The sequence below is a fragment of the Stenotrophomonas sp. STEN030 genome (assembly GCF_056759995.1).
Window position 1 is genome coordinate 1 of the sequence record NZ_JBRREB010000038.1, and the last position, 25168, is coordinate 25168.

At 63.6% G+C, this 25168-nt stretch carries 19 protein-coding genes and 1 riboswitch; of the genes, 8 read left to right on the top strand and 11 right to left on the bottom strand.

From position 1 onward, the window contains the following. Nucleotides 1-108: 108 nt before the first annotated feature. On the bottom strand, nucleotides 109-765 hold the full coding sequence (gene maiA, locus ACVOLR_RS13740) for a maleylacetoacetate isomerase (protein WP_481536926.1): 657 nt from the start codon (nucleotides 763-765) through the stop codon (nucleotides 109-111). Between the two features lie 89 nt (nucleotides 766-854). Then, nucleotides 855-1844, bottom strand: coding sequence for a fumarylacetoacetate hydrolase family protein (locus tag ACVOLR_RS13745; RefSeq protein ID WP_481536927.1), 990 nt, complete (start codon nucleotides 1842-1844; stop codon nucleotides 855-857). 372 nt (nucleotides 1845-2216) lie between these two features. Between ACVOLR_RS13745 and ACVOLR_RS13750 the strand changes: the two genes are divergently transcribed. After that, complete coding sequence (locus tag ACVOLR_RS13750) at nucleotides 2217-3623, top strand: DEAD/DEAH box helicase (RefSeq protein ID WP_481536928.1); 1407 nt, start codon at nucleotides 2217-2219, stop codon at nucleotides 3621-3623. Between the two features lie 438 nt (nucleotides 3624-4061). On the opposite strand, the gene ACVOLR_RS13755 is transcribed toward ACVOLR_RS13750, so the two are convergent. Both ACVOLR_RS13755 and ACVOLR_RS13760 read right to left on the bottom strand, forming a co-directional pair. Next, nucleotides 4062-6638: a M14 family zinc carboxypeptidase gene (locus ACVOLR_RS13755; protein WP_481536929.1), complete on the bottom strand. Its 2577-nt coding sequence runs from the start codon at nucleotides 6636-6638 to the stop codon at nucleotides 4062-4064. A gap of 180 nt (nucleotides 6639-6818) precedes the next feature. Next, on the bottom strand, nucleotides 6819-9449 hold the full coding sequence (locus ACVOLR_RS13760) for a TonB-dependent receptor (protein ID WP_481536930.1): 2631 nt from the start codon (nucleotides 9447-9449) through the stop codon (nucleotides 6819-6821). A 183-nt stretch (nucleotides 9450-9632) separates the two neighbouring features. Between ACVOLR_RS13760 and queD the strand changes: the two genes are divergently transcribed. The 5 genes from queD (at nucleotide 9633) to ACVOLR_RS13785 (ending at nucleotide 12555) form a co-directional block, all read left to right on the top strand. Then, complete coding sequence (gene queD / locus ACVOLR_RS13765) at nucleotides 9633-9998, top strand: 6-carboxytetrahydropterin synthase QueD (RefSeq protein ID WP_282272587.1); 366 nt, start codon at nucleotides 9633-9635, stop codon at nucleotides 9996-9998. Between the two features lie 374 nt (nucleotides 9999-10372). Then, nucleotides 10373-10735, top strand: coding sequence for a phasin family protein (locus ACVOLR_RS13770; RefSeq protein ID WP_481531732.1), 363 nt, complete (start codon nucleotides 10373-10375; stop codon nucleotides 10733-10735). A 222-nt stretch (nucleotides 10736-10957) separates the two neighbouring features. Beyond that, nucleotides 10958-11611 (top strand): carbonic anhydrase family protein, encoded by a 654-nt coding sequence (locus tag ACVOLR_RS13775; RefSeq protein ID WP_481536931.1) that lies wholly within the window; start codon nucleotides 10958-10960, stop codon nucleotides 11609-11611. 105 nt (nucleotides 11612-11716) lie between these two features. Next, nucleotides 11717-12199, top strand: coding sequence for a GAF domain-containing protein (locus tag ACVOLR_RS13780; protein WP_481536932.1), 483 nt, complete (start codon nucleotides 11717-11719; stop codon nucleotides 12197-12199). Then, on the top strand, nucleotides 12196-12555 hold the full coding sequence (locus tag ACVOLR_RS13785; RefSeq protein ID WP_481536933.1) for a TfoX/Sxy family protein: 360 nt from the start codon (nucleotides 12196-12198) through the stop codon (nucleotides 12553-12555). Before ACVOLR_RS13780 ends, ACVOLR_RS13785 begins: the two co-directional genes overlap by 4 nt. A gap of 216 nt (nucleotides 12556-12771) precedes the next feature. On the opposite strand, the gene cobS is transcribed toward ACVOLR_RS13785, so the two are convergent. The 3 genes from cobS to cobT are packed head-to-tail and all read right to left on the bottom strand — an operon-like array spanning nucleotide 12772 to nucleotide 15175. Continuing rightward, nucleotides 12772-13524, bottom strand: a complete 753-nt coding sequence (gene cobS / locus ACVOLR_RS13790; protein ID WP_481536934.1) for an adenosylcobinamide-GDP ribazoletransferase — start codon at nucleotides 13522-13524, stop codon at nucleotides 12772-12774. Beyond that, complete coding sequence (locus tag ACVOLR_RS13795; RefSeq protein WP_481536935.1) at nucleotides 13521-14108, bottom strand: histidine phosphatase family protein; 588 nt, start codon at nucleotides 14106-14108, stop codon at nucleotides 13521-13523. The genes cobS and ACVOLR_RS13795 overlap by 4 nt, the downstream gene beginning before the upstream one ends. Beyond that, nucleotides 14105-15175, bottom strand: coding sequence for a nicotinate-nucleotide--dimethylbenzimidazole phosphoribosyltransferase (gene cobT, locus ACVOLR_RS13800; RefSeq protein WP_481536936.1), 1071 nt, complete (start codon nucleotides 15173-15175; stop codon nucleotides 14105-14107). Before cobT ends, ACVOLR_RS13795 begins: the two co-directional genes overlap by 4 nt. A 325-nt stretch (nucleotides 15176-15500) precedes the next feature. Continuing rightward, a riboswitch (cobalamin riboswitch) is annotated at nucleotides 15501-15737 on the top strand. Nucleotides 15738-15852: 115 nt separating this feature from the next. Between cobT and btuB the strand changes: the two genes are divergently transcribed. Further along, the gene (gene btuB, locus ACVOLR_RS13805; RefSeq protein ID WP_481536937.1) at nucleotides 15853-17724 is read left to right on the top strand and encodes a TonB-dependent vitamin B12 receptor; all 1872 of its coding nucleotides are present in this window, start codon (nucleotides 15853-15855) and stop codon (nucleotides 17722-17724) included. Nucleotides 17725-17827: 103 nt separating this feature from the next. Here btuB and ACVOLR_RS13810 read toward each other — a convergent pair whose 3' ends face one another. Further along, nucleotides 17828-20806 (bottom strand): TonB-dependent receptor domain-containing protein, encoded by a 2979-nt coding sequence (locus ACVOLR_RS13810; protein WP_481536938.1) that lies wholly within the window; start codon nucleotides 20804-20806, stop codon nucleotides 17828-17830. A 661-nt stretch (nucleotides 20807-21467) separates the two neighbouring features. Between ACVOLR_RS13810 and ACVOLR_RS13815 the strand changes: the two genes are divergently transcribed. Continuing rightward, on the top strand, nucleotides 21468-22178 hold the full coding sequence (locus tag ACVOLR_RS13815) for an AraC family transcriptional regulator (RefSeq protein WP_481536939.1): 711 nt from the start codon (nucleotides 21468-21470) through the stop codon (nucleotides 22176-22178). A 66-nt stretch (nucleotides 22179-22244) separates the two neighbouring features. On the opposite strand, the gene ACVOLR_RS13820 is transcribed toward ACVOLR_RS13815, so the two are convergent. From ACVOLR_RS13820 to ACVOLR_RS13830, 3 genes are read right to left on the bottom strand one after another with little or no spacing between them, the layout of a single operon-like run. After that, on the bottom strand, nucleotides 22245-23015 hold the full coding sequence (locus tag ACVOLR_RS13820) for a heme ABC transporter ATP-binding protein (protein ID WP_481536940.1): 771 nt from the start codon (nucleotides 23013-23015) through the stop codon (nucleotides 22245-22247). Further along, complete coding sequence (locus ACVOLR_RS13825) at nucleotides 23012-24052, bottom strand: FecCD family ABC transporter permease (protein WP_481536941.1); 1041 nt, start codon at nucleotides 24050-24052, stop codon at nucleotides 23012-23014. The genes ACVOLR_RS13820 and ACVOLR_RS13825 overlap by 4 nt, the downstream gene beginning before the upstream one ends. Continuing rightward, nucleotides 24049-25101 (bottom strand): heme/hemin ABC transporter substrate-binding protein, encoded by a 1053-nt coding sequence (locus tag ACVOLR_RS13830; RefSeq protein WP_481536942.1) that lies wholly within the window; start codon nucleotides 25099-25101, stop codon nucleotides 24049-24051. The genes ACVOLR_RS13825 and ACVOLR_RS13830 overlap by 4 nt, the downstream gene beginning before the upstream one ends. Nucleotides 25102-25168 lie beyond the last annotated feature (67 nt).

Here is a 25168-nt window from a genome sequence, read left to right on the forward strand (position 1 = left end):
GCCGGTGTTCCATCCGAAACGGCAGATCACCCAATGCCCGACGAAGCTAGAGCCCGGATCCATCAGTAGCTTCGCGGCTGACGCCGCTCCCACAACTACCCAGCCGGACTAAACCGCGTCGATCTGGTTTTCCGGGCGGGCTGCATCAAATGCCGGCAGCGCCAGGCAGGCTTCCTCGATCCGCTGCAGGGTCGGATACGGGGTCAGGTCCAGATGGAAGCGACGGGCGTTGTACAGCTGCGGCACCAGGCAGCAGTCGGCCAGGCCGGGCTCGGCGCCATGGCAATAACGGCCGGTATCGAACGAGCCCGCCAACATGGCCTCCAGCGAGGCAAAACCAACCCGCATCCAATGCAGCGTCCATTCGTCGCGTTCGGGCTGCGGCACATTCCATTCGCGATCAAAGAACTGCATCACCCGCAGATTGTTCAAGGGGTGAATATCGCAGGCCACCTGCTGTGCCAACGCACGCACGCGCGCACGGCCACCTGCATCCGCCGGCAACAGGGCTGGCTCGGGGAAAACCTCGTCCAGGTACTCAAGAATCGCCATCGACTGGGTCAGTACACGCTCGCCATGGCGCAGCGTCGGCACCAGCTCCTGCGGGTTCAATGCGGCGTAATCCGGCGCATGCTGCTGACCACCGTCGCGCACCAGATGCACCGGTGTGAGCGCGTACTGCAGACCCTTCAGGTTCAAACCGATGCGCACGCGATACGCGGCACTTGAGCGCCAATAGCTATAGAGCGACAGCCCTGCTTCCATGTCAGATTCCCCCATCACCTGCCACCACAATAGCGGCTGGCGGTGAGGATTCCTTCACCACCAGCACAGTCAACGCGCGAACTGTTCTATCAGGGACGCGAAGCCTGCTCGATGCGCTGTTCAATCGCACCAAAAATGCTGACGCCGTCACGGTCCAGCATCTCAATGTGCACCACGTCACCAAAACTCATGAACGGCGTCGACGGCTTGCCATCGCGCAGGGTTTCGACGGTGCGCTGTTCGGCGAAGCAGGATGCGCCCAGTGCGGTGTCTTCATTGGCAATCGTACCCGAGCCGACAATCGCACCGGCCGACAGCGGACGGGTCTTGGCCGCATGTGCAACCAGCTGGGCGAAGTTGAACTGCATGTCGACGCCGGCTTCCGGCGCACCGAACCACTTGCCGTTGATGTGGGTCACCAGCGGCAGGTGCAGCTTGCTGTCCTGCCAGGCAGCGCCCAGCTCGTCCGGCGTCACAAACACCGGGCTCAAAGCCGAGCGCGGCTTGGACTGCAGGAAGCCGAAGCCCTTGGCGAGTTCGCCCGGGATCAGGTTGCGCAGGCTGACGTCGTTGACCAGGCCGACCAGCTGGATGTGGCCAGCAGCCTGCTCCGGCGTTACCGCCATCGGCACGTCGTCGGTGATGACCACGATTTCGGCTTCCAGATCGATGCCGTAGTCCTCGCTGATCACCTTCACCGCATCGCGCGGGCCATAGAAGCCGGCGCTGGTGGCCTGGTACATCAGCGGATCGGTGTAGAAGCTCTCCGGCACTTCGGCGCCGCGCGCCTTGCGCACCCGCGCAACGTGCGGCAGGTAGGCACTGCCATCAACAAACTCGTAGGCGCGCGGCAGCGGCGCGGCCAGCGCCTGCATGTCCACGGCGAACTCACCTTCAACGGCGTCGGCATTGAGCTGCTCGGACAGCGCGTTCAGGCGCGGCGCCAGATTGGACCAGTCTTCCAGCGCCTGCTGCAGGGTGGTGGCAATGCCAGCGGCCCGTACCGCACGGGTCAGGTCACGCGAAACCACGATCAGAGTGCCGTCGCGGCCGCCATCCTTCAGGGAACCAAGCTTCATGGGAGTGTCCAGTCTGCGGAGAAATAAGTTTCAATTGTAATGAATAAGCCAGCTACCACCAGCCTCACCAGCCGAATGCTGAACGGGCGTTTTTGTGCCGGCCGAAACAATCCCTTAGACTAGCGCGGTCTGCCAGCGGCCGTCCGTTTCCCTCAGGGATCGCCGGCGGTGCAGGATCAGCGGCCATCTGGCCCATCCGCCCGCCCGCCCCCACTCCGACGCCTATCGTCACGCATTCCAGCCAGCGCACCGCGTTGGTTGCATCCAGATCTTGCAGCGCGGTTTACGGGAACGCTCCGAGATCAGCTGGTCTTCAATGATCAGCAACGCAAGCCCCTTTGGGCGCGCGTTCTTCATGTTTCGGAGTACTCCATGTCGTTTGAAAACCTGGGCCTTGCGCCCTTCCTGCTGCGCGCGCTCGCCGAGCAGGGCTATGAAAACCCGACCCCGATCCAGCAGCAGGCCATTCCGCTTGCGCTGGACGGCCGCGATCTGCTGGCCGGCGCCCAGACCGGTACCGGCAAGACCGCCGCGTTCGGCCTGCCGCTGCTGCAGCACCTGGCCACCTCGCCGCAGAGCGTGGGCAATGGCCCGCGCCGCCCGCGCGCCCTGGTGCTGGCACCGACCCGCGAACTGGCTACCCAGGTGCATGACAGCCTGCGTAGCTACAGCAAGTACCTGCGCATCCCCAGCGCCTGCATCTACGGCGGCGTCGGCATGGGCAACCAGCTGGACATCCTGCGCCGTGGCGTTGACCTGCTGGTCGCCTGCCCGGGCCGCCTGATCGACCACCTGGAGCGTCGCAGCGTCGACCTGTCCGGCGTCGAAATCCTGGTGCTGGACGAAGCCGACCGCATGCTCGACATGGGCTTCCTGCCCTCGATCAAGCGCATCCTGGCCAAGCTGCCGCGCCAGAACCGTCAGACCCTGCTGTTCTCTGCAACGTTTGAAGAGAGCATCAAGCAGCTGGCACTGGAGTTCATGCATAACCCGGAGCAGATCCAGGTCACGCCGAAGAACACCGTTGCCGAGACCATCACCCACCGCGTGCACCCGGTAGACGGCGCGCGCAAGCGTGAGCTGCTGCTGCACCTGCTGGCTGAAGACTCCCGCGTGCAGACGCTGGTGTTCGGCCGCACCAAGCATGGCTGCGACAAGCTGGCCGACTTCCTTGAGAAGTCCGGCATCAAGACCGCCGCCATCCACGGCAACAAGAGCCAGGGCCAGCGCCTGCGCGCACTGGCTGACTTCAAGGCCGGCCGCGTGACCGTGCTGGTGGCCACCGATATCGCTGCCCGCGGCATCGACATCAACGAGCTGCCGAAGGTCATCAACTACGACCTGCCGATGGTGCCGGAAGATTACGTGCATCGTATCGGCCGTACCGGCCGTAACGGTTCGACCGGTGAGGCTGTCTCGCTGGTTGCCCAGGATGAAGCCAAGCTGCTGCGCCAGATCGTGCGTCTGCTCGACCGCGACATGGACATCCGTGACGTGCCGGGCTTTGAGCCGCACACCCCGATTCGTTGGGGCAACAGCGCGCCGGGCAAGGCTGAGCATCCGGGTGGCCACAAGGCACCGCGTCGCGGCAACGGCGGCCATGCCGCACGTCGCCCGACCGGCGATGCTCCGCGCGGCGGCCGTGGCGGCCAGCCGCAGAAGCCGGGCGGCCAGCGTAATGCCGGCAATGGCCAGCAGCGTCGTGATGCGCACCCGGGTGGTGGTCAGCGTCGTGGCGGTGGTGGTGGTGGCCGCGGTCAGAGCCGTACCAGCGCCTGATTCCAACTTTTTGTTGGGATGAGTTGCAAAGAAAGGCCGACGCATTGCGTCGGCCTTTCTGGTTTCTGTGTGTTTTTTTTGTAAAACAGCCAAATCAGTAGCAACAGCGCCCCTCATCCGCCCCTGCGGGGCACCTTCTCCCGCATGCGGGAGAAGGGAAGGCCCGTCATTGCCACGTCGAGAATCGAGCACCGCGCTCGCGCCTACTGATGGTGGCCGAGCGCCTTGGCTTTGGCTTTGGCTTTGGCTTTGGCTTGTCCCTTCTCCCGTTTACGGGAGAAGGTGCTCCGCAGGAGCGGATGAGGGCAGCTTTCGCCTTTGCGATACCCGCTGCATACATAGACGAAGTAGAACAGCACGGCGCTGCGCACCGCCCCCGCACCCCCACCCCCCCCCCCCCCGCCGGAGAGGGGCTATGAGCGCTGCGGGGCTAAAGCCTTACTCCCCGCGCTGGCGCGGCGTGCTCAGATGGTTCGCCTGCAGCAAGGCATTGAGCAGCAAGCGCTCGGTGCCATGCCAATACTTGCGGTGCGCCGGGTCATCGGCAAACAAAACCACGTTGCCGTTGCCAGTCGGCACCACCTGCAAATAGCTGGAACCCGATACACGTGCACGATTGGCATCGGACAGATAGCCATTCACCACCGGCTCGCGATCAATGTTCACCACATTGAGGAAAGCATTCTTGACCGGCTCGAACACCAGCCCGCCTTCCTTGTTGACCCAGATGCGGCGCTGCTGCACACCAAAACCCAGCGGATGGGTCGGGTCGATATCGGCGCTGAGGATGTTGCCGCTGACCCTGCCCAGCGCGAACACATCACGCACGGTGCCGAAATCCAGACGCTCAGCCTCATCCTTCTTGTCGCCTTCGCGCAGCTTGGCTTCGGCCAGGCCCTTGTCGATGGCCCAGCGCGCGCCGCTGCCATACACCACCAAGGAACCACCAGCGGCGATCCAGCGTTTGAGCGCAGCCACACCGGCATCGCTGACCTTGGTATAGGTACCGCCAGACAGCACGATCGAGGTATAACGCGCCAGATCAACGCTGGCCAACTGCGATGGATCCAGCTTGCTGGACGGCAAGCCCAGCGAGGTATCCAGCGAGAACCAGGTTGAGCCAATCTCGGTTGCGGACACGCCCTCGCCCATCACCAAGGCGACGCTCGGCGTGCGCAGTACCCGCACATTGTCGCTACCCAGATCGATGCCGCTGGCAGCGCGGCCACTGGCCAACGCGTAGACCGTAACGCCAGCCTCCTGCGCACGCGCCAACACCTTGGCCTGCAACGACTCGGCATCCACGGTCTGGCCCACAACCGGAATCACCACCGCGCCATGACCGAACGCCACATCGCCGTTCGCGGTAGCCGCAGTAAATGGCTGATGTGCAGTGCGCACTCGCACGTTGTCACGCAGCAGGCCACCCAATAGACGGAAGCTGCCAAAGTCGCGCGCGTCGGCCACATAGGCGAAGCCAGCACGGCCGCCGCTGATGCCACCCTGTGCCACCGGCACCGCGTCCACCACCGCACCGCTCGGCAAGGCACCACGGCTGCCTGCATAACGCAGGCCATAGGCAGGTGCCACTGCATACGAGGTGCCGCTGTAGAACACATCGCCCTTCACCGCCGGCGTGAACTCGAAGATCGAATGGGCGAGGCGGAACTGCGGCTGCCGCGCCGGCACCACGTAGGCCGAACCGGCCTGGAAGCGTTTGCCATCCACTTCCACATCGCGCGCCAGCGCATGCACCTCGATGCGATGCTGCAACAGTACCGCCAGCAGCTTGCGGGTCAGCGTGGCATCAGCTGCATCGCCAAACACCCAGTCGTGCACCGGATAGGCCGCCGCCTGCTTCAAGGCGCTGCGGAAGAACTCCTTCTGCAGCGCGAACAAACGGTCGCGATCTTCAACCACGCCACGCACGCTGGCCAAGCCGGTAGCCACCTGGTTGCGAACGGTGAAGTTGAAGTGCAGCGGGCCATTCACCGATTCCTGCACCAAGCCACGCGAGCTGGCCTGCTCCACGGTTACGCCCACCGCACCGTGGAAATCCGGATAGGTCGAGCCATATATCGGCGAGAAATTGTCGAAGTTCTCACCGGTGTAATACAGCGAGCCCAGATCATCCAAGGCCTTGGCATGGAAGCGTGCCAACCACTTGTTCGCCTCATACGAGGACTTCGGCAGCAGCGGGCTTTCCATGCTCTTCGGCGACGGCTCGAAGTAATAGGTGCTGTCCTTGCCCATCTCGTGGAAATCGATCTGGATGTTCGGATACCAACGATGGAATTGCGCGACCTTCGGCCAACTATCGGCCTGCGCCAGCGCCAGCCAATCACGGTTGAGATCGGTGAAGTAGTGATTGACGCGGCCACTCGGGAAGGGCTCGACGTGTTCCTTGTCGGCCGGATCTGCCGATGCCGGGCGCGAGCCCCAGCCGTTATGCCAGTTGGCGGCGCGATCACGCCCATCCGGATTCTGTGCCGGATCGATCACCACCACCGCATGGTCCAGCCAGCGCGCGGTTTCCGCGTCCTGGTTGGCGGCAAGATAGTAGGCGGTGAGCATCGCCGCTTCGCCGCTGGAAGTTTCGTTGCCGTGCACGCTGTAACCCAGCCAGGCCACCGCCGGAGCATCGGCGCCGGGTAGCGGTTGTGCAGGATCGATCAGCGCCTGTCGCTGTGCGGCGATCTCGGCGCTGCGCGCATGATTGCGCGCCGAAGTGATGGTTACCAGCAACAACGGGCGCTGCTCGTAACTCTTGCCGATGACCTCGACCTTGACCTTATCCGAGACCCGCGCCAGTTCGTTGAAGTAGGCCACCAGCTGGTCGTGGCGGGTGTAATGGCTGCCGATCTCGTAGCCGAGGAATTGTTGCGGCGATGGCACCTTCGCATCGAACTGCTGCGCGGTGGGGAAGTAATAGCTGTTCTGGGCGTAGGCCGGCGACAGGCTGACAAGTGTTGCCAGCAACAAGACTGGCAGCAGACGTTTAAAACGGAACGACATGGGTGTAGCACTCCCCTATTGCATGAACGTTGTTGCGAATAATTGCTGGCGGCACGACCTGTAGTGCCGAGCCATGCTCGGCAGAGGCCTTCCCGCAAATGCTCCAGCGCAGCAAAGCTGCCCTCACCCCAACCCCTCTCCCGTAAACGGGAGAGGGGCTAAAGCGCAGAGGGCTTCAGATCAGAAGCGGTAATCAAAACCCAGCGTGTAATAGCGTCCACGCAGGTCGTACTGGCTGAAGTCATACGGCGCGCGCACACCCGGGAAGGTGGCGTCGTACGGTGGCTGGCGGTCGCCGATGTTCTGCACCTTTGCGTAGACGGTCAGCTTGTCGATGCCGGTGTAACCCAGGTACAGATCGAACTGGCTGTAACTGGCAACCTGCTTCTGCACGGCCTTGGCCGCAGCACTGCCTTCCTGGTCATAACTGCTGGTGTAATACCAGGTCAGCGCGGTGCGCCAATCACCCAAAGCCCAATCCAACGTGGTGGTGGCCTTGGTATCCGGCAGCGACGGGCCGAGGTTGGAGCCGGCGTAATCCACCAGCGGGCCTCCCACAACCTGCGGGCGCTTGTAGTCGATGACATAGGTCAGCGCTGAGGACAGGCCGAAGTCGCCTGCAGCTGCCGTCTGCCAACGCTGGCGCAGCTCGATGTCGATGCCGGAAGTCTCCAGCTGGCTCAGGTTCTGGTAACGGTTGTAGACCGCCAGCAACTTGCCGCGCGAATCGCGCAACACATTGGCCGGATCGTTCTCCTGCACCAAGGTGGTGGTGTTGCCGGTGCCGATCAGGTTGTCCAGCTTGATGCGGTAGTAATCCACACTCAGGTTCGTGTTCTGCCACGGCGACAGCACGAAGCCGGCGTTGAAGCTGCGCGTGCGCTCCGGATCGAGATTGGTATTGCCAACGGTGAAGAATGTCGGGTTCTGGCGCGAACCGGCGACGTCCGGATCATGCGGATCGACCACCGAGCCATACGCGATGCTGGTCGATGCCGAGTTCTCCGACAGCGACGGCGCGCGGAAACCGCGCGAGGCCGCAGCACGCACCAGCAACCAATCCAACGGCTGCCAGCGCAGGCCCAGCTTGGGCGAGAACGCATTGCCGAAATCACTGTAGTGATCGGCACGCGCGGCAGCCTGCAGTTCCAGCGTGCTATGCAACGGCACGCTTACTTCCGCGTAAGCAGCACTGACTTGGCGCTGGCCGTGGACTTCGGCGATTGCCGGACGCACCTGCAGGCCGGCATCGATCTGCCAGGGATTGTTGGAGTCGAGCTTTTCCTGCCGCCATTCGGCACCGGCGGCAAAGCCAATCTCGCCCGCCCAGGTTTCACCCAAAGTACCGGACACCTTGGCGTCCACACCCTTGAGCACCGATTCGGCCGGACGCAACGTGCTCAGGCCGATCGCAGCCAGCACCGCCGGATCGGTTGCCGACGGATTGAGCAGGTTGTAGCTGCCACTGGCCAGCGCGTCGTACAGCGTCCAACGATTGGCAAAACCACCGGAGACAGTCTCGCGCTGCTTGCTGGCTGCCTGGAACGCACCAACTTCCCAGTCCCACTTCTCAGTCTGCCCGCGCAGGCCGAGCACGCCACGATAGGAACGCGAGCGGTTGGTCTTGATGGTGCCGCCAAGGTTGAAGAATGTGTATTCGATCGGCACGTCCACGCCGTACGGGTTGTACGGATTGGCTGCCGGCAGCGTCGAGCGCACCGGCTCGGCCAGACCGGTGTCGGCGTTGAGCGCGAAGCGGCCGCTTTCCAGGGTGAAGAACGGGCTGGAGCCGAACCACGACACACCCTTGATGTCGCTGAAGATCACATCGGCGAAGGCTTCCACCGAGTCGTTGATGCGCAGCGTGCCATTGACGTAGGCCTGCCAACGCTTGGTCGACGGGATCAGCGTGGTGTACGGCGCCTGGTTGAAGGCGCAGGTGTCACCGGCCAGGCCGTCGATCGGGCCACTGGCGGTAAGTACGGTGCCTTCCGGGCAGTTGCCGGCGGCATCGAGCATCGGCACCGACTTGCCGCCGATCAGGTAGCGCGCGCCCTTGGCCGACCAACCATTCCAGCGACCACCGGCCTTGTCGGTATAGATGCCTGAGCGCGTGAGATCGCGCTGATCCTGATCCAGACGGTCGCGGTTATAGCCTTCCAGCGACACCAGGATGTTGTAGCCATCGCGGTCCAGATCGCCGATGCCGCCGACAAACTTGAGGTTCTGCTGATCCAGCCCACCGGCTTCGGAGGTGCCGCCACTGACGCCGACTTCAGCACCTTCAAAATTCTGCCGGGTGATGATGTTGACCACGCCAGCCACCGCATCGGAGCCGTATACCGCCGAGGCGCCGTCCTTCAGTACTTCGATCCGCTCCACCGCCACTAGCGGCAGCGCGTTGAGATCAACGAAGGTGTCCGACAGACCACCGGACGGGAAGCCGTAATTGGCCAGGCGGCGGCCGTTGAGCAGCACCAGCGTGTTCTTCTGCGACAGCCCACGCAGGCCGATGCCGGCCGAGCCGGAGGCCCAGCCGCTATTGCTGGTTTCGTTGCTGGCGTTGCCGGTGTTGGCGGAGATCGAACGCAGCAGGTCAGCCACGCTGGCCTTGCCGGTCTGTTCCAGTTGCTGGCGTTCGATCACCTGTACCGGATTTGCGGTTTCAGTATCGGTGCGCTTGATGTTGGAGCCGGTGACGCGCACTGCATCGAGGGTCTTGCTGCCGTCGGCAGCGGCTTCGGCCAGGGCGAGGGAGGGAGCAGCGATGGCAGCGGCCACCGCGAAAGCGAGCAAGGAACGAGTAGGCATGGAGTCCGGGAGAGGTGAATGACAACGTCAGCAGTACCTCACAACAGTCAAATGTCCGGCCAATCACTTTGTTGCATTCGCACATAACCATCCGTTACATCGCTCCATCCGGATGGATATGAAATTATGACTGGCATCACAGGCGCATACGCGAGGAGACGGCGGCACCCTACAATTGCGCCCATGGATATTTTCAAGGTTTTCACCCTCGAAGCCGCACACCGGCTGCCCAACGTCCCGGTCGGCCACAAGTGCTCCCGCCTGCATGGCCACTCGTTCCGCGTGGAACTGCGGGTCAGCGGCGAACCCGGCCCGGAGACCGGCTGGATCATGGACTTCAGCGATCTGAAGGCCGCCTTCCAGCCGCTCTACGACCAGCTCGACCACAACTACCTCAACGACATCCCCGGTCTTGAAAACCCCACCAGCGAGCGCCTGGCGATGTGGATCTGGGAAAAGCTGAAACCCGCGCTGCCGCTGCTCAGCGAAGTAGTGGTGCATGAGACCTGCACTTCCGGCTGCAGCTACAAGGGCGACAAAGCCGCCTGATCGCAGCGGTAGGCGGTAGTGCCGAGCCATGCTCGGCAGAGGCTTTACCGGAGTCACCTGTAGTGCCGAGCCATGCTCGGCAGAGGCTTTACACGCCATGCAGTGGAATTTGTAGGAGCGGTGTAAGCCGCGAAGCCGCGGCTGCAACAGCCAGCGAAAAACCAACCCCTCCCCAACCCTCCACTTGCCTGCGGCAAAGGGAGGGGGCAGACGTAGTGCCGAGCCATGCTCGGCAGAGGCTTTACCGGGAAGGCAGCTGCCCAGCATGGCTCGGCACTACAGAAAGCGGTCGTCTGAACCGTTCATAGGCACATGTTGCATCGCGGCAAAAGCGCGCTATGCTGCAACGCAACAAGACCCGCCGGATTGCACCGATGTCCGCTCAGTTCAACGACTTCAGCAGCTACACCCAGCAGCTCGCCGCTGCCGCCAACCGTGCCAATCGGCTCGCCTTGGAAAATGCTGAAAGCGTGTTCGGCGTGCAACTGCGTGCGTTCGAGCGCAACACCACCGCTGCGGCTGGCTTCTTCGGCGAACTGGCCCAGGCCGGTGCGCAGGCGGATCTGCAGGCGCTGCTGCCCAAGGGCATGCAGCTGGCGCGCGAGAACATCGAACGGCTGGCCAACGCCAACCAGGAAGTAGTCGGGCTTAGCCTGAAGACCAGCGAGGCATTGGGCGCACTGGTACGCCAGCCGTTCGCTGCCAAGCCCGCCAAGGCTGAGCGCAAAACCGACTGACACCCAGACAACAGAATTTGCGCGGTCCCTCCCCCGCGCAATCCCAGACCCGGCAGCTCCCTCCCGCTGCCGGGTCTTTTTTTGCCTGCAATCCCGGTTTTTCCTCCGCCATTGCGCGTGCAGCAGCAAGCGCGATCCAACTTGGATGGCCGCCGTTGGTCACGCATTCTCTCGCCACATCGCACCTGCTTCCCGCAGCACCTGCCGCTATGATTCGCCGCCATGAGCGACGACATCGACCTGCCCGCCCCCTACTTCAACAGCGCGCTTACCCAGCAGCAGCGTGACAGCCTGTCGCCGGATGACATCATCGCCCTGATGCTCGATGGCAACCGCCGCTTCATGATGGGCACGCAGCTGCCGCGCGACACCTTGGCCGAGCAGCGCTGCACCATCAGCGGCCAGCACCCGGCTGCGATTTCGCTGTCGTGCATCGACTCTCGCACGCCGGTGGAGATCATCTGCGACCTCGGCATCGGCGACACCTTCAACGCGCGCATCGCCGGCTATGTGGTCAATGACGACGTGCTGGGCAGCATGGAATACGCCTGCGCCGTTGCCGGCGCGCGGCTGGTCATCGTCATGGGTCACACCGCCTGCGGTGCAATCCAGGGCGCCATCGACGACATCGTGATGGGCAACCTGACCGGCCTGCTGGCCAGCATCAAACAGGCAGTGCAGGAAACGCCCTATGACGGCGACCGCACATCGGCCAACCCGGCCTTCGTCGACCTCGTCGCCCGCACTCACGTACAGCGCATGGTCACCGTCATCCGCGAGCGCAGCCATGTACTGCGCGAGCTGGAGCACGAGCGCAGGATCAAGATCATCGGCTGCATGTACGACATCAGCTCGGCGCGGATCAGTGTGCTTTGAGCTTCTGGAAGTTCAACTCATAACGCGCAGTCATCTATCTGGCCTGCAGCGACCCGCCCGAACTGGCAGAATCAACGGCTATGCAAGCGGTTAGAGACTCTTGAGATGTTCAACACCGATACGCTGACCGGCAGCAAGCCGGAACAGTACGCCCAGCTGCTAGCCCAGGCCCGCGCTTTGGTCCATGGCGAGCCAGATCGTATTGCCAACGCCGCCAATCTGTCGGCGCTGGTCTACCACGCGCTGCCACAGCTCAACTGGGTGGGGTTCTACTTCTACGACGGCAAGGAGCTGGTAGTGGGCCCGTTCCAGGGCTTGCCGGCCTGCGTGCGTATTCCCCTGTCCAAGGGCGTGTGTGGCGCAGCTGCCAGCAGCCGCCAGACCCAGCGCATCGAAGACGTGGATGCCTTCCCCGGCCATATCGCCTGCGACTCGGCCTCGCGCTCAGAGCTGGTGGTGCCTTTGGTTTACAACGGCGCGCTAATCGGCGTATTCGATATCGACAGCCCGGTGATCGCCCGCTTCGACGCGGATGATCAACTGGGGCTGGAAGCCATCGCCCAGGTATTTGTCGAGGCGCTGCAATGAGCGCGCCCAAGCTGCGCAATATCGGCCCCAAGAGTGCAGCCTGGCTGCGTCAGGTCGGTTTGCGCAGCGAGCAGGATTTGAGTGCGATCGGCCCGGTAGCGGCGTTCATGAAAGTGCGCCGCGCAGGCTTCAAGCCCAGCCTCAACCTGCTGTATTCGCTGGAGGGCGCGTTGGTCGGCTGCCATTGGCAGGAAATACCGGAGGCGCGACGCCAGCAACTGGTGGCGGAGTATGAAATCGCCGCTGGTGCGCTGCCTACTGGACGCGCAGGGCAACAGGCCGGTCCGGTGCATGAGACACATATGCAGGCCGAAGCTGACGAAGAAGATAACAGCGAGATCCGCTTCGAAGATTGAAGCCCGCGCGTTGCTTCTGTAGGAGCGGCGTCTGCCGCGAAGCTGGCCATTTTTCTAGATTGCGTAATGCACGATTCCGGACAGAGCTGTGGCTTCGCGGCTTACGCCGCTCCTACAACCTCCGGGTAGATCTTGTGGGAACGGCGTAAGCCGTGAAGCTGGCCATTCCTTAGATTGCGCATTGCATGATTGCCGATGCCGCTGTGGCTTCGCGGCTTACGCCGCTCCTACAAAACCGGTGGCGAGCGGTGCGAGGATTACCAAGGCCAACAACAGCAAGGTCTCCACCACTTCGACACTGGCGCCCAGGCCATCGCCGGAGATGCCGCCAAGCTTGCGCTTCCACCACAGCGCAACCAGCGGCACCAGCAGCAACGCCAGCAACAACGGCCAAGCGACAAACACGCTGATAGCAGCCAACAACGCAGCCCACAACCACATCGCCGACGGTCGCAGCTGCCAGGAAAAACGCTCACCCAAACCATCGCCATGCAGCGACGGTATGCGCTGGCTCCACCACAAGGTGCCCCAACGCGCCCACGCCGGCACCAGCACGATGCCGAACCACAGCGGGCCCACCGCAAGCTCAGTCAGCAGCACGAACTTGAGCAGCAGCTGCATGATCAGCGTGACCACGCCGAACACCCCCATATGCGGGTCTTTGAGCACTTCCAGAAAACGCTGCGGGTTGCGGTGCGCCGCGCCGAAGGCATCAGCCACATCGCCCAGACCATCCAGATGCAATGCGCCGGTCACCCACACCCAGACCAGCAAGGTCAATGCGCCGGCCAGCCATGGACGATCAGCCAAGCCATACAGCGGTAGCGCCAGCAGCACGCCGATGATGATGCCGACCAAGGGGTAGTACACCGCCGACCTGCTCAGATCTTCCTGACGGAAATCGCGCACCTGTGGTGTCGGCAACCGGGTCAGGAATTGAATGGCAAGGATCAGGCGGCGTCCGATCATGGTTGTCGCAACTCCAGCAGTTCACCCCACAACTGCCCGTCTTCGCCGCGCTCCACGCGCAGGCGCACACGGGTGCCGTAATCAATGCGCATCGCCCACAGCGATGACAAACTCATGCCGCAGACCCGCGACACCACCAGCCGCAGCACGCCGGCATGACTGACCACCAGCACCGGCTGGCCGTCGCCATCGTCTTCGTCCACCAAGCGATGCAGCTGCTCTTCAACACGCGCCTGGAACTGCTGCCAGGATTCGCCGTTGGGCGGCACCACATCGTGCGGCTCGCTATAGAACCCAGCCAATTGTTCGGCCGGCAGTTCATCGAAATGCAGCCCGTCCCAATCGCCGAAGTCGAGCTCGGCCCAATCCGGATGGATCTCGCAGAACTGGTTGCTGCCGGCCACCAGCGCATGCGCGGTGTCCAGCGCGCGCCGGCGCGGCGAGCTGATCACGCGGCTCCAGCCGATGCCGGCATGACAGCGGTACAGCGCATCCATCGCACCGTCGATCAAGGGCGGGTCAGTACGACCGTCCAGATGACCTGCACGCCCAGTGGAAGCATGCCGCAGCAGATCAAGAATCATCGGCCACCACCGCGATCGGCAACAGCGGCTTCAGCAAACGTCGCCATGCTGTTGTGCAGGGCGCAGGCCATGCGTACCAGCGGCAGCGCGAGCGCGGCGCCGGAGCCTTCGCCAAGACGCAGGTCCAACGACAGCAATGGCTGTGCCTGCAGCGTTTCCAACAGACGAATATGACCGCGCTCGGCCGATTGATGCGAGAACAGCAGCCACGGCCGCAGACTCGGATTGATGCGCACTGCCGCCAATGCCGCAGCAGAGACGATGAAGCCATCCACCAACACCGGAATACGACGCTGCGCAGCGGCAATCATCGCCGCGCTGATCGCTGCGATCTCCAATCCACCTACACGTTGCAATGCTTCGCATGCGGGCGACTCGGCCGTATCGATCGCTTCACCATGCAGGCTCAGCGCGCGTGCGATCAGATTTTTCTTCTGCACCATGCGCACCGCATCCAGGCCGGTACCAGCACCGACCAACTCGTCCAGCGGCAACGGGCCAAGCACGGCGGCTACCGCACTGGCAGCGGTGGTGTTGCCGATGCCCATCTCACCGAACACCAACAGATCGGTACCGTCGGCGCAGGCAGCTTCCACCGCGCGACGACCGGCATCGAAGGCAGCGTCCAGATCGGCAGCCGACATCGCAGCGGCAGTACTGAAATCAGCAGTGCCGTGCAACGTCTTGGCACTGACCACACCGGCAATCGGCGCGGTGGCGCGGCTGCCCACATCCCAGACGTGCAGCGGCAGGCCCAGTTCGCGCGCCAGCACCGCAATGGCGGCACCACCGCCGGCAAAGTTGTGCAGCATCTGCACCGTCACTTCCGCTGGGTAGGCCGAAACGCCCTGCGCGGTCACACCGTGATCGCCAGCGAACACGACCACCGGCACACGTTGCGCCACCGGCTGATCCACGCCTTGCAGCGCGGCCAGCTCAACGGCCAAGGTCTCCAAGCGGCCCAACGCGCCTTCCGGCTTGGTCAGCTGGCGCTGGCGCAGCAGAGCACGCTGCCGGTATTCCTGCGAAGGCTGGCCGCAGGCCTGCCCGTACCATGTTTCTGTCACGACACTTCCGATACTGCGTTTGCAGCGCGCATTCTAGCCATTCAGCAACAGTGCTGCGCATGAGCTGCTTCGGCAGTCACTGCGCAAACCCAACCCGAGCAACACATAACCCGGGTAAATGCAGCGCACCCGGGAATGTGATTGCAGCAGCAATGCAGGTCCGCAACGCCCTGCACTTCCCCGTTGCAGGTGTGCTTATCTGGGCTACAAGGGCCTGATAGCCGCTACCAGACTTGTCGCCCACGCTGTCCACATACACCGACCAACGACGCAGCGGTACGGTGGCCGTTGCCGCCCATTCCGGCAACGCTGGCGGCAATGGCATAGAATGCGCGCACTTTCAGGTGACCGCCCGGCATTGCCGGTCGGTTGAAACGGGAAGCCGGTGCCGCGCATTGCTGGATCTCCAGCATGTCGCCATTCCGGCGCTGCCCCCGCAACGGTAAGCAGGACAAGACCAGGCATACCGCCACTGTGCACCGCACGGGAAGGCGCCTGGACGGAAGCGGCACACGCCGCCTCGCCTGCGAGTCCGGAGACCGGCCCGAAAGCCGACTGGTTGCGATGCGGAGGGCATGGCGGCGGCTGTAGCGCCGTGTGCGCCGCCTCCGTCTTCTCCCTCTTCTGGCAGCCTTCCCCATCCGCCTGCGCGGGAGCGTGCAGGCCCAGGAGCTTCCATGAAACTGTCTTACCACTCTCTTTCGCTCGCCCTTGCCCTCGCACTGCCGGGCGTTGCCGCCGCGCAGAACGCACCGACCGAGCTGGACGACGTCACCGTCACCGCTACCCGCACCCCGGTCTCCATCCAGAACAGCGTGGTGCCGGTGCAGGTCATCGACCGTGCGCAGATCGACCACAGCCAGGCCAACTCGCTGCAGGACCTGCTGCGCGGCCGCGCTGGCCTGGACTTCGCCAACCAGGGCGGAAACGGCAAGATCACCTCGCTGTTCCTGCGTGGCAGCAACTCCAACCAGGTGCTGGTGCTGGTCGACGGCGTGCGCGTTGCCTCGGCCACCAGCGGCATGGCCGCACTGCAGGACCTGCCGGTCGACCAGATCGAGCGCGTTGAGATCGTGCGTGGCCCGCGTTCGAGCCTGTACGGCTCCGAGGCCATCGGCGGCGTGATCCAGATTTTCACCCGCAACGCTGGCAAGGGCCTGCAGCAGAACCTGGCGATCACCGCCGGCAGCAACAACCTGCGCCAGGTCAGCGCCGGCTTCAGCAACCGCGGTGAACGCGGCTGGATCTCGGCCCAGGGCGGCTACCAGGAAACCGACGGCATCAACGCCTGCCGTGGCACCGCCGCTGGCTGGGGCGCTGGCTGCTTCGCCGATGAACCGGACCGCGATGGCTACCGCAACACCTCCATCAACGTGCGCGGTGGCTACGCCCTGACCGACACGCTGAGCCTGGAAGGCCACGTGCTCAACGCCGACAGCTTCAACGAATACGACGGCAGCATCTTCGGCGGCAACGAAGCCGACAACCGCCAGCAGGTCTTCGGCGCCAAGCTCGCCTGGGCTGCATCGGAGCGCTTCAACCTGACCGCACAGGTTGGCCGCAACCGCGACGAAGCCGACAACTACTTCGCTGATGCCAGCACCGGCACCCGCAGCTTCGCCAGCGCCTTCGATACCCGCCGCGATACCGCCAGCGTGCAGGGTGACTTCACCATCGCCGAAGGCCAGCAGATCACCGCCGGTGCCGATTGGCAGAACGACAAGGTCACCAGCTCCACTGCTTTCGACATCGACCAGCGCGACAACCTTGGCGTGTTTGCCGAGTACCAGGGCCAGTTCGGCGCGCACTCGCTGCAGGCCAGCGTGCGCAACGACGACAACGAGCAGTTCGGCAACCACACCACCGGCAGCCTGGGTTATGGCTTTGCCTTTGGTAACGGCTTCCGCCTGACCGCCAGCGCCGGCACCGGCTTCAAGGCACCGACCTTCAACGACCTGTACTACCCGGGCTTCAGCAACCCGAACCTGAAGCCGGAAGAATCCAAGAGCCTGAACCTCGGCATCGCGCAGTACGCCGACAACTGGAACTGGACCTTCAACGCCTACGAAACCCGCGTCGACCAGCTGATCGGCTATGACAGCAACTTCGACCTGGTCAACGTCGCCGAAGCCCGCATCCGCGGTGCCGAGCTGACCGGCTACCTGTCGCTGGCCGGTTTCGACATCAACGCCCAGGCCAGCTTCACCGACCCGCGCGACCACACCTCCGGCGCTGCCACCTATGACAACCTGCTGGCCCGCCGCGCGCGTACCAGCGGTCGTCTGGACGTGGACAAGCGCTTCGGCCCGCTGCGTCTGGGCGTGACCGCTGCAGGCAGCGGCCACCGCTTCGACAACGCTGCCAACAGCGTGCGTCTGGCCGGCTACGGCACCATGGATGTGCGCGTTGAATACGCCATCAACGACGCATGGAGCCTGCAGGCCAAGGCCGCCAACGTGTTCGACCGCGAGTACGAAACCGTTGCCTGGTACAACCAGCCGGGCCGCGAGTACCAGCTGACCCTGCGTTACAACAGCAAGGCCAACTGAGTCAGCGAAACCGCAGCGTCGCTGCGGTTTCCATCAGCGTGAAAACAAGCAGGGCCGACGGTCATCCCGTCGGCCCTGTTCTGTTTTCAACCAACGGGCGGCCTTACAGCTTCATGCGCACGCCGATGTTGAAGGTGCGGCCCAGCACGTCGTATACCGCTGCCTGATAGCCGGTCTGATTGAAACCGGCACCGCCTGCCTCTGCACCCGGCACCCGTGGCGGCGCGCGATCAAACACATTGTTCATGCCACCGAACACACTGAACTTCGGCGTGAGCTGATAGCTGGCGTAGAAGTCGCTGTAGAAGGTATTGCCGGCCCACTCACGCTCGTAGCTTGCGGTAGAGGTATTGCTGCCACGCATCTTCGATACGTGCCGCAGGGTCCAGTAGACACTGGCCTTGGGATTGGACCAACCGGTACGTACCGTGCCCTTCCACTTCGGCGTGCCCCACAGCGTCAGGTAATCCCATTCGTCATCTGGATTCAACGGGTCGGCGACAAACTTGCGTTCCAGGGTCCGGCCGTAGCTGAGGTCCACCAGGAGGCGGCCCGCATTGGAATTGGCTGCACCTCCCAGGTCGTAGTACCAGTTGGCATTGATGTCCACGCCACGGGCGATGCTCTGCGACAGGTTCAACTGTTGCACGGCGACTTCTACGATGTCGCCCGCCGAGTCACGGGTGACCAGATCGCAGAAAGTATTGTTCAGGCTGGCCTGGTCGACGCAGCGGTTGAGTATGGTCTGGTGGTCCAGGGTGGAGATCACCCCGCGCAGGTCGATCTTGTAGTAATCGGCAGACACCGTCAGGTTGGAGATGAAGCGCGGCCGCAGCACCACGCCGAAAGTGGTGGTCTTGGCAGTCTCAGGCTTCAGCTTGACGTTGCCCGAATAGACGATGTCCTTCCACTGCCAGTAGTTGCCGACGCTGGTATCGCTGGGGCTGATGGCCGCGCAGTTGCCCGCCGTGTAGCTGGTGGTACTGGTGCGGTTGGCCAACGCATAGTCGTTGCAGGGATCGTAGATCCATGCCGACGACACCCTGCCGGCCGTGTACAGCTCACCGATATTGGGTGCGCGGATCGCCTTGCCGTAGGTGCCGCGCAAAGTGATGTCTTCGATCGGCGCCCACTCCAGACCGAGCTTCGTCGTCGTGGTCCGGCCGGCGGTGCTGTAGTCCGAGACACGCCCGGCCAGCTCCAGCGACAGACGCTCTGCGCCGGTCACGCCCGACAGCAAGGGCAGGCTCAGCTCGCTGAAGATTTCCTTGACGCTGAACTCGCCGGTCAGGCTGCTCTGGGTGGTGCCAAGGCTGGGGTCATAGGCCGGGTTGGTCGGGTCGTACTGGGCGATGGTGCCGATCTCATTGCGTTCCTTGCGGTACTCCGCACCCACCACGATCTTGGCTTCACCACCGGGCAGGTCGAACAGGCCGCCGGAGGCATAGGCCGATGCAACTTTCTGGGTAAGCGTGGTGGTCGACCAGTCGGTGTCGTAGGTCAACCAGTCGACCATCTCCGAGGTCAGGCGCTTGAACGGATTGATCGCCACGCAACCGGCCGGGCCATCCCAACAGATCGGGTTGCCGGCACCATCCACATAGGAATTCAGGCCCGACAGCAAGCGGTCATAGGAGCCTGCGTTGAGTTCGCGGGTGCGCTGGCGGCTGCGTCCGTAAGAGTAATAAGCCTCGTAGTTCCAGCTGCGGCCGAAGAAGTCGAAGTAGCCTTCCGCGCCGACGGTGGCCTGCAACAACTTGCGGTCGGTCTGCTGGCGCATATGCCCCAGATCTTCATCGAAGTGGCGGCCGAACGCGATGCCATTGGTGAACGCACCACCGTTGGCGGTGATCATTTCCTGGGTGATGAAGGGGCTGTAATACGGCACCACTTCACTGCCGCCCGAACCATAGGTGCTGAGCGAGCGCCAGGACGCTTCGGACTGACTCTGCGAATAGTTGACCGTGCCAACCAGGCGCAGCGCATCGTTGACGTCGAAATCCAGCGTCGAGCGCACGGTCTGGCGATCCGACGGCGTCACCAGGTACCAGGAATCGTAGCGGCCACCAAACTCACCGCCATCGGTGGTGCCCTGCTGCAGCACGTTGAAGCCGGTGCTGAGGTTGGTCAGCCCGCCCGGGCCAAGTTGTGAGTGGCGCAACGAGCCATCCGGATTGAAGGTGTACAGGCAGCTGGCGGCATTGGCCACCGTGCAGTTGCCCAGCGATACGGTCGCATTGGGCGAGTTGTAAACGTTGCGGCTGTTGTCCAGGATCACGTACGGATCGGTGCTCTTGGCGCGTGCGTAATACGGGTAGCCGTTGGCGGTCCAGGGACGGTCCTGGCCGCGCACGGTACCGGAGTTCTCTTCCCAGAAGCCGTACAGGGTGAAGTTGCCGCGGTTGTCAGCGAAGTTCTTGCCGAACAGAACGTCACCGGTATAGGTCGGCATGTCGCCACGCGAGGAATCACCGTAGCGAACGCTGGCTTCCAAGCCTTCGTAGTCGCGCTTGAGGACGAAGTTGACCACACCGTTGACCGCATCGGCGCCATACAGCGCTGAGGCGCCACCGGTGACCACATCCACGCGCTCGATCATGCTTGCAGGCAGTGCACTGACATCCACACCGGCGGTGCCGGGGATCGATGCAACTTGCCGGCGCCCATCCACCAGCGTCAGCGTTCGCTGCACGCCCATGCCGCGCAGATCCAGTGCACTGACACCGACGTCGCCGGTCTGGTTGGCGGTCTGGCTGGTCTGGGTTGCCGCAAAGCTGGGCAGCTGGTTCACCAGATCGGCGATCTGGGTGTAGCCGGAAGCCTGGATTCTCTCCGCGTTGATTGCCGTCACCGGCGCCGGGCCTTCGAAGCCCGGCTCACGGCGGATGCGCGAGCCGGTCACGATCACGGTATCGAGATTCTTCGCTTCGGTGCCAGCAGGTTGTTCCTTCGCGGCCTCCCCGGCAGCATCCTGCGCCCAGGCCGAGCCCATGGAAGTAGCACACAGCGCCATAGCAACAGCGACTGCCAGTTGGCCACGCCGGCGACACGGCAAGCGCTTGGCGGGATCGTTCGTTTTCATTTACTTCCCCTCGAATATGAAATGTCCAACGAAAATTCAGCAATCAACAACATCTGCTTCTGACCACCCGCCCAGCGCCTCGCCTTGATTGACGTGCGGCTTCAGCTACAGCTGCAGGTCTACGACGCGCACCGCCGCTGAACGGCTTTGCGAAGACTTCGACCATTTCCCGCGCACACACCAACCGACCTCGGCGCGGGCAAACGCGAAGGTCGACAGCCAATGGAGCAGTCACGATCCTGACGGCCACGAACGAGACCGGACCGAAGGCAAAAAATCCACACACAAACCCGAACCGCGCCCGGCATCGCGTACGCCGGTTCTGGCAGAAACGCACTACCTTGGCATAACCGGCCCAGGCTTTCAGATCCGCCTAATACCAGCCCCCTGACAGGTATCGACGCGCGCCTTCCCGCTGATCAACCGGGAGGACGAAAAAAAGCCACACAACCCGTAACAAGTGCAACCATTTGATTTGTATACGTACGTAAGAACGAAAGAAGTTCATGACCGTACATTTCGGGTTCAATACTCCACTGGTCGCAGTGCTGTGCGCTAGGTGTATCTTTACTTGCACAATGCGGATTTCAGCATACTAATTTCGCTTGAGAGACGGCCGCCGGAATGGCAGGGTGTGCGCTCTGCAACGGAGAGCAACGCCATGGCTGTCACCCTGTCACCGCAGGTGTTGGTGCGCATGTTCGATCCACTTCCCGACGTGGTGTTCTTCATCAAGGACACCGAATGTCGGTACACACACGTCAACCAGACCTTGATGCAACGGCTGGCGAAGAAGAGCCGCGAGGAGATCGTCGGCAGGAGCGTATTGCAGCTTTATCCTGCGCACCTGGCCGCACGCTACATCCTGCAGGACCGTCGCGTACTGACCGGCGAAGTGATCGAAGACATGCTTGAGCTGCAGCTCTATGCAAACCGCAGCCCGGGCTGGTGCCTCACCCTCAAGCAGCCGCTGGTTGAGGACAACCGTATCGTCGGCTTGATCGGCATCTCGCGTGATCTCGGCCAGCCGGATCGCGAGGACTCGTCCTTCCAGCGCCTGCATGCTGCAGTGGAATACATGCAGGCACATTTCCATGAACCGCTGCGCGTGCGCACGCTGGCCGGCAAGAGTGGTGTCTCGGTGGCGCAGCTGGAGCGATTGTTCAAGAAGGTATTCCAGCTGACACCGCAGCAGCTGCTGACCAAGTTCCGCATCGAAGCCGCCACCCGCATGCTGTTCACCGAAACCAGCATCGCCAGTGTTGGCCAGGCCTGCGGTTTCTCCGACCAGAGCGCATTCGCGCGCCAGTTCAAACACACCGTTGGCATGACACCACGCGACTATCGGGCGCTGGCGGCAGCACCGAAGTAGTCATTCCGCCAATGCGCGTAGCGATACGTGCGAACAGCACGACTTCGCCCACGCACCGCCAGATACTCAGTCATCGCAGGCAACCACCAGCGGTACGCCGCGGGTTGGGTGCTCGATTACCTGCACCGGCTGGCCGTAGACCTTGCCGATGGTGTCGCGGGTCAGTACTTCGCGCGGTGAGCCATCGGCGGCAATGCGCCCATCGCAGAGCATCACGATGCGGTCGGCATAGGCCGATGCCAGGTTGAGGTCGTGCAAGACCACCACCACGCAACGGCCCTGCGCTGCGAGTTCGCGAGCACTGCGCAAGGTGCGCTCCTGATGGCGAAGATCGAGTGCGGCGGTTGGCTCATCCAGCAGCAGTACCGGCGTCTGCTGTGCCAAGGCACGCGCAAGCGAGGTGCGCGCAGCCTCGCCACCGGACAGCGTCTGCACATCGCGACCGGCGAGGCCGGCGACATCGACTTCGAGCAACGCCGCTTCGATGATTTCCGCATCCTGTCGTGGTTGTGGCGGATGCGGCAGACGCCCCATCGCCACCACTTCACGCACGCTGAAGGCAAAGTGCACGGCGTGATCCTGCGCCATCACTGCCCGCTGCAGCGCAAGCTCACGCACCGGCCACTCAGCCAGTGCACGGCCCTGCAGCAGTGCCTGCCCAGCATCCGGCTCGGCATCGCCGGCCAGCAAGGCCAACAACGTGGATTTGCCCGCACCGTTAGGGCCAACCAAGGCAGTCAGCGTGCCGGTCTGCAGGGAAAGATCAACACCCGCCAACACCTGACGGCTGCCACGCAGCACGCTGACCTTGCGCAGCTCAAGCAGCGGCGTGCTCATGCTCGCCCTCCACGCTTGCGCAATACCAGCCACAGGAAGAACGGTGCGCCCAAGGCAGCGGAGAACAAGCCGAGCGGGATCTCCGAGGGAGGATCCAACGTGCGCGCAGCGGTATCAGCCACCACGATCAACAGCGCGCCGACCACACCCGACAAGGGCAATAGCCAACGGTGTCCCGGGCCGACCAGCATCCGCACCAGATGCGGCACCACCAGTCCGACGAAACTGACGCTACCCGCAAATGCCACCGCTGCACCCACCAGCAGCGCACTGAACGCAACCAGCAACAGCCGCGTCCGCGCGACATCCAGGCCGATGTGACGTGCCTGGCGCTCACCGAGCGCAAGCATGTCCAAGGGCGTAGCCAGCCGCAGCAACGCCAGCAGGCCGATCACGAATACCGGCGTGACCGCCGCCACGTCGCTCCAACTGGCCTGCGCCAACGAGCCCATCTGCCAGAACACCAGCGACTGCAGTTCGCTCTCGCTGGCGATGTAGGTCAGGAAGCCGACCGCCGCCGAGCAGCCCGCACCAATCGCGATGCCGACCAGCAGCAAGGTCGCGGTGCCTTCACCGCGCCCCGGCCGGGCCAACAGATAGATCAAGGTCGTCGCACCGGCACCGCCAATGAAGGCGGCCAGTGGAATCAGCCACACAGCGAATGCACCCGCACCGAGCACGATGGCCGCCACCGCGCCCAGCGCCGCGCCCTGACTGACACCGACGATACCGGGATCAGCCAGCGGATTGCCGAACAAGCCCTGCAAGGCGACGCCAGCCATCGCCAGCGATGCTCCCACCAGCGCGCCGAGCAATGCGCGTGGAATGCGCAGCTGCCAGACCACGCCCATATCGCGGGCACTGATCGATTGCGGATCCGCCAAGCCGAACTGCGCCGCCATCGCCCGCAGCACATCGGCCGCAGGCAGCTTCAGCGGGCCGGTGCCGAAGGACAACAGCACCGCCGCCAGCAGCACCGCCAGCAACAGACATAGCAGCAGCGCGCCGTTCGGCCGCCGGACCTGCGCCGACATCATCCGCGCGACAACTCCGCCAGCGCCTGCGCCAAGGCCAGCGCACCGGCACCCGAGCCCACGCTGGTGGATTTGAGTTCGACATCAGGCATCACCCAGACACGGTTGGCCGCACCGGCCGGCGTGTGCTTCAGAGTTGGATAGGCCTTCCACAGGCCGGCTTCACCGCCGAACAGGCGCAGGTCGTTCTCCGTTACCAGGATCACGTCTGGCGCTGCCGCAACAACGCCCTCGTTGCTGAGTTGGGAGTAGTTGGCCACGCCCGCTTCTTCGCCGATGTTGATGCCACCGGCGATGGTGATCAGCTGGTTGGCAGCGCTATCAGCACCGGCCACGGTCGGCAGGCCACCGGCGCCGCTCGCCGACAACGCGATCACCCGCGGGCGCTTCGCGTTGTCCTTGGCAATGGCTGCCGCCTGGTCGAGCTGTGCCTGCACCTTGGCCGCGAGTTCCTCACCCTGCGTGGCCAGACCCAAAGCAGCAGCCACCTTGCGCACCTTGTCCGCCGGCGGCTGCAAGTCATCGATCACCACCGCGGCATGGCCGGTCGCGCGCAGGCGTTCGGCCAGCACCGCATGGCGGCGCAGGCTGTTGCCGAGGAACAGGGTTCCTTCCAGGCTCAGCACGCCTTCCACACCGGTGGTGCGGTTGAACAGGAAGTGCTTAGGCGCCGCCTTGCCTGCGGCCGTTGCCGAGCGCTCCGGTGCGGCGTAGACCTTGTCGGCCAGGCCCAGCGCTTCAATCACCGCGATCACATCATCGCCACCAGCGACGATGCGACTGATGTCGGTCACTTCGACGTCCACGCCATCATCCGAGCGTAGCTTGGCCGGCAACTGCGGCGCTGCTGCAGCCACCTGCGGCACGTCCTGCCCGGCCACGCGCTTCCAACCCGCCGGCAATATGCTCGCATCAGCGGCATCGGTAGCAGGCGCCGCAACTGCAGGGGCTTCGACTGCGGCCGGCGGTGGTGCCGGGCTGCGATCACAGCCGGTAATCAGCACGGCCAGCAGCAGGCCGAGGCTGGTCGGAACAAGGGTGGTGGCTTTCATCAACATTTCCTCGGTTACCAGATTGGCCGACGCATCGGAGCTGCGTGCCAGCCAGATTTTGATGGCA

Coding starts and splice junctions, on each gene's coding strand:
- ACVOLR_RS13815 (WP_481536939.1), top strand. CDS start 21,468: ATGGCTGTCACCCTGTCACCGCAGGTGTTGGTGCGCATGTTCGATCCA.
- ACVOLR_RS13810 (WP_481536938.1), bottom strand. CDS start 20,806: ATGAAAACGAACGATCCCGCCAAGCGCTTGCCGTGTCGCCGGCGTGGC.
- maiA (WP_481536926.1), bottom strand. CDS start 765: ATGGAAGCAGGGCTGTCGCTCTATAGCTATTGGCGCTCAAGTGCCGCG.
- ACVOLR_RS13825 (WP_481536941.1), bottom strand. CDS start 24,052: ATGATGTCGGCGCAGGTCCGGCGGCCGAACGGCGCGCTGCTGCTATGT.
- ACVOLR_RS13780 (WP_481536932.1), top strand. CDS start 11,717: ATGTTCAACACCGATACGCTGACCGGCAGCAAGCCGGAACAGTACGCC.
- ACVOLR_RS13760 (WP_481536930.1), bottom strand. CDS start 9,449: ATGCCTACTCGTTCCTTGCTCGCTTTCGCGGTGGCCGCTGCCATCGCT.
- ACVOLR_RS13770 (WP_481531732.1), top strand. CDS start 10,373: ATGTCCGCTCAGTTCAACGACTTCAGCAGCTACACCCAGCAGCTCGCC.
- ACVOLR_RS13785 (WP_481536933.1), top strand. CDS start 12,196: ATGAGCGCGCCCAAGCTGCGCAATATCGGCCCCAAGAGTGCAGCCTGG.
- cobS (WP_481536934.1), bottom strand. CDS start 13,524: ATGATCGGACGCCGCCTGATCCTTGCCATTCAATTCCTGACCCGGTTG.
- ACVOLR_RS13755 (WP_481536929.1), bottom strand. CDS start 6,638: ATGTCGTTCCGTTTTAAACGTCTGCTGCCAGTCTTGTTGCTGGCAACA.
- ACVOLR_RS13830 (WP_481536942.1), bottom strand. CDS start 25,101: ATGAAAGCCACCACCCTTGTTCCGACCAGCCTCGGCCTGCTGCTGGCC.
- ACVOLR_RS13775 (WP_481536931.1), top strand. CDS start 10,958: ATGAGCGACGACATCGACCTGCCCGCCCCCTACTTCAACAGCGCGCTT.
- ACVOLR_RS13750 (WP_481536928.1), top strand. CDS start 2,217: ATGTCGTTTGAAAACCTGGGCCTTGCGCCCTTCCTGCTGCGCGCGCTC.
- btuB (WP_481536937.1), top strand. CDS start 15,853: ATGAAACTGTCTTACCACTCTCTTTCGCTCGCCCTTGCCCTCGCACTG.
- ACVOLR_RS13820 (WP_481536940.1), bottom strand. CDS start 23,015: ATGAGCACGCCGCTGCTTGAGCTGCGCAAGGTCAGCGTGCTGCGTGGC.
- queD (WP_282272587.1), top strand. CDS start 9,633: ATGGATATTTTCAAGGTTTTCACCCTCGAAGCCGCACACCGGCTGCCC.
- ACVOLR_RS13745 (WP_481536927.1), bottom strand. CDS start 1,844: ATGAAGCTTGGTTCCCTGAAGGATGGCGGCCGCGACGGCACTCTGATC.
- ACVOLR_RS13795 (WP_481536935.1), bottom strand. CDS start 14,108: ATGATTCTTGATCTGCTGCGGCATGCTTCCACTGGGCGTGCAGGTCAT.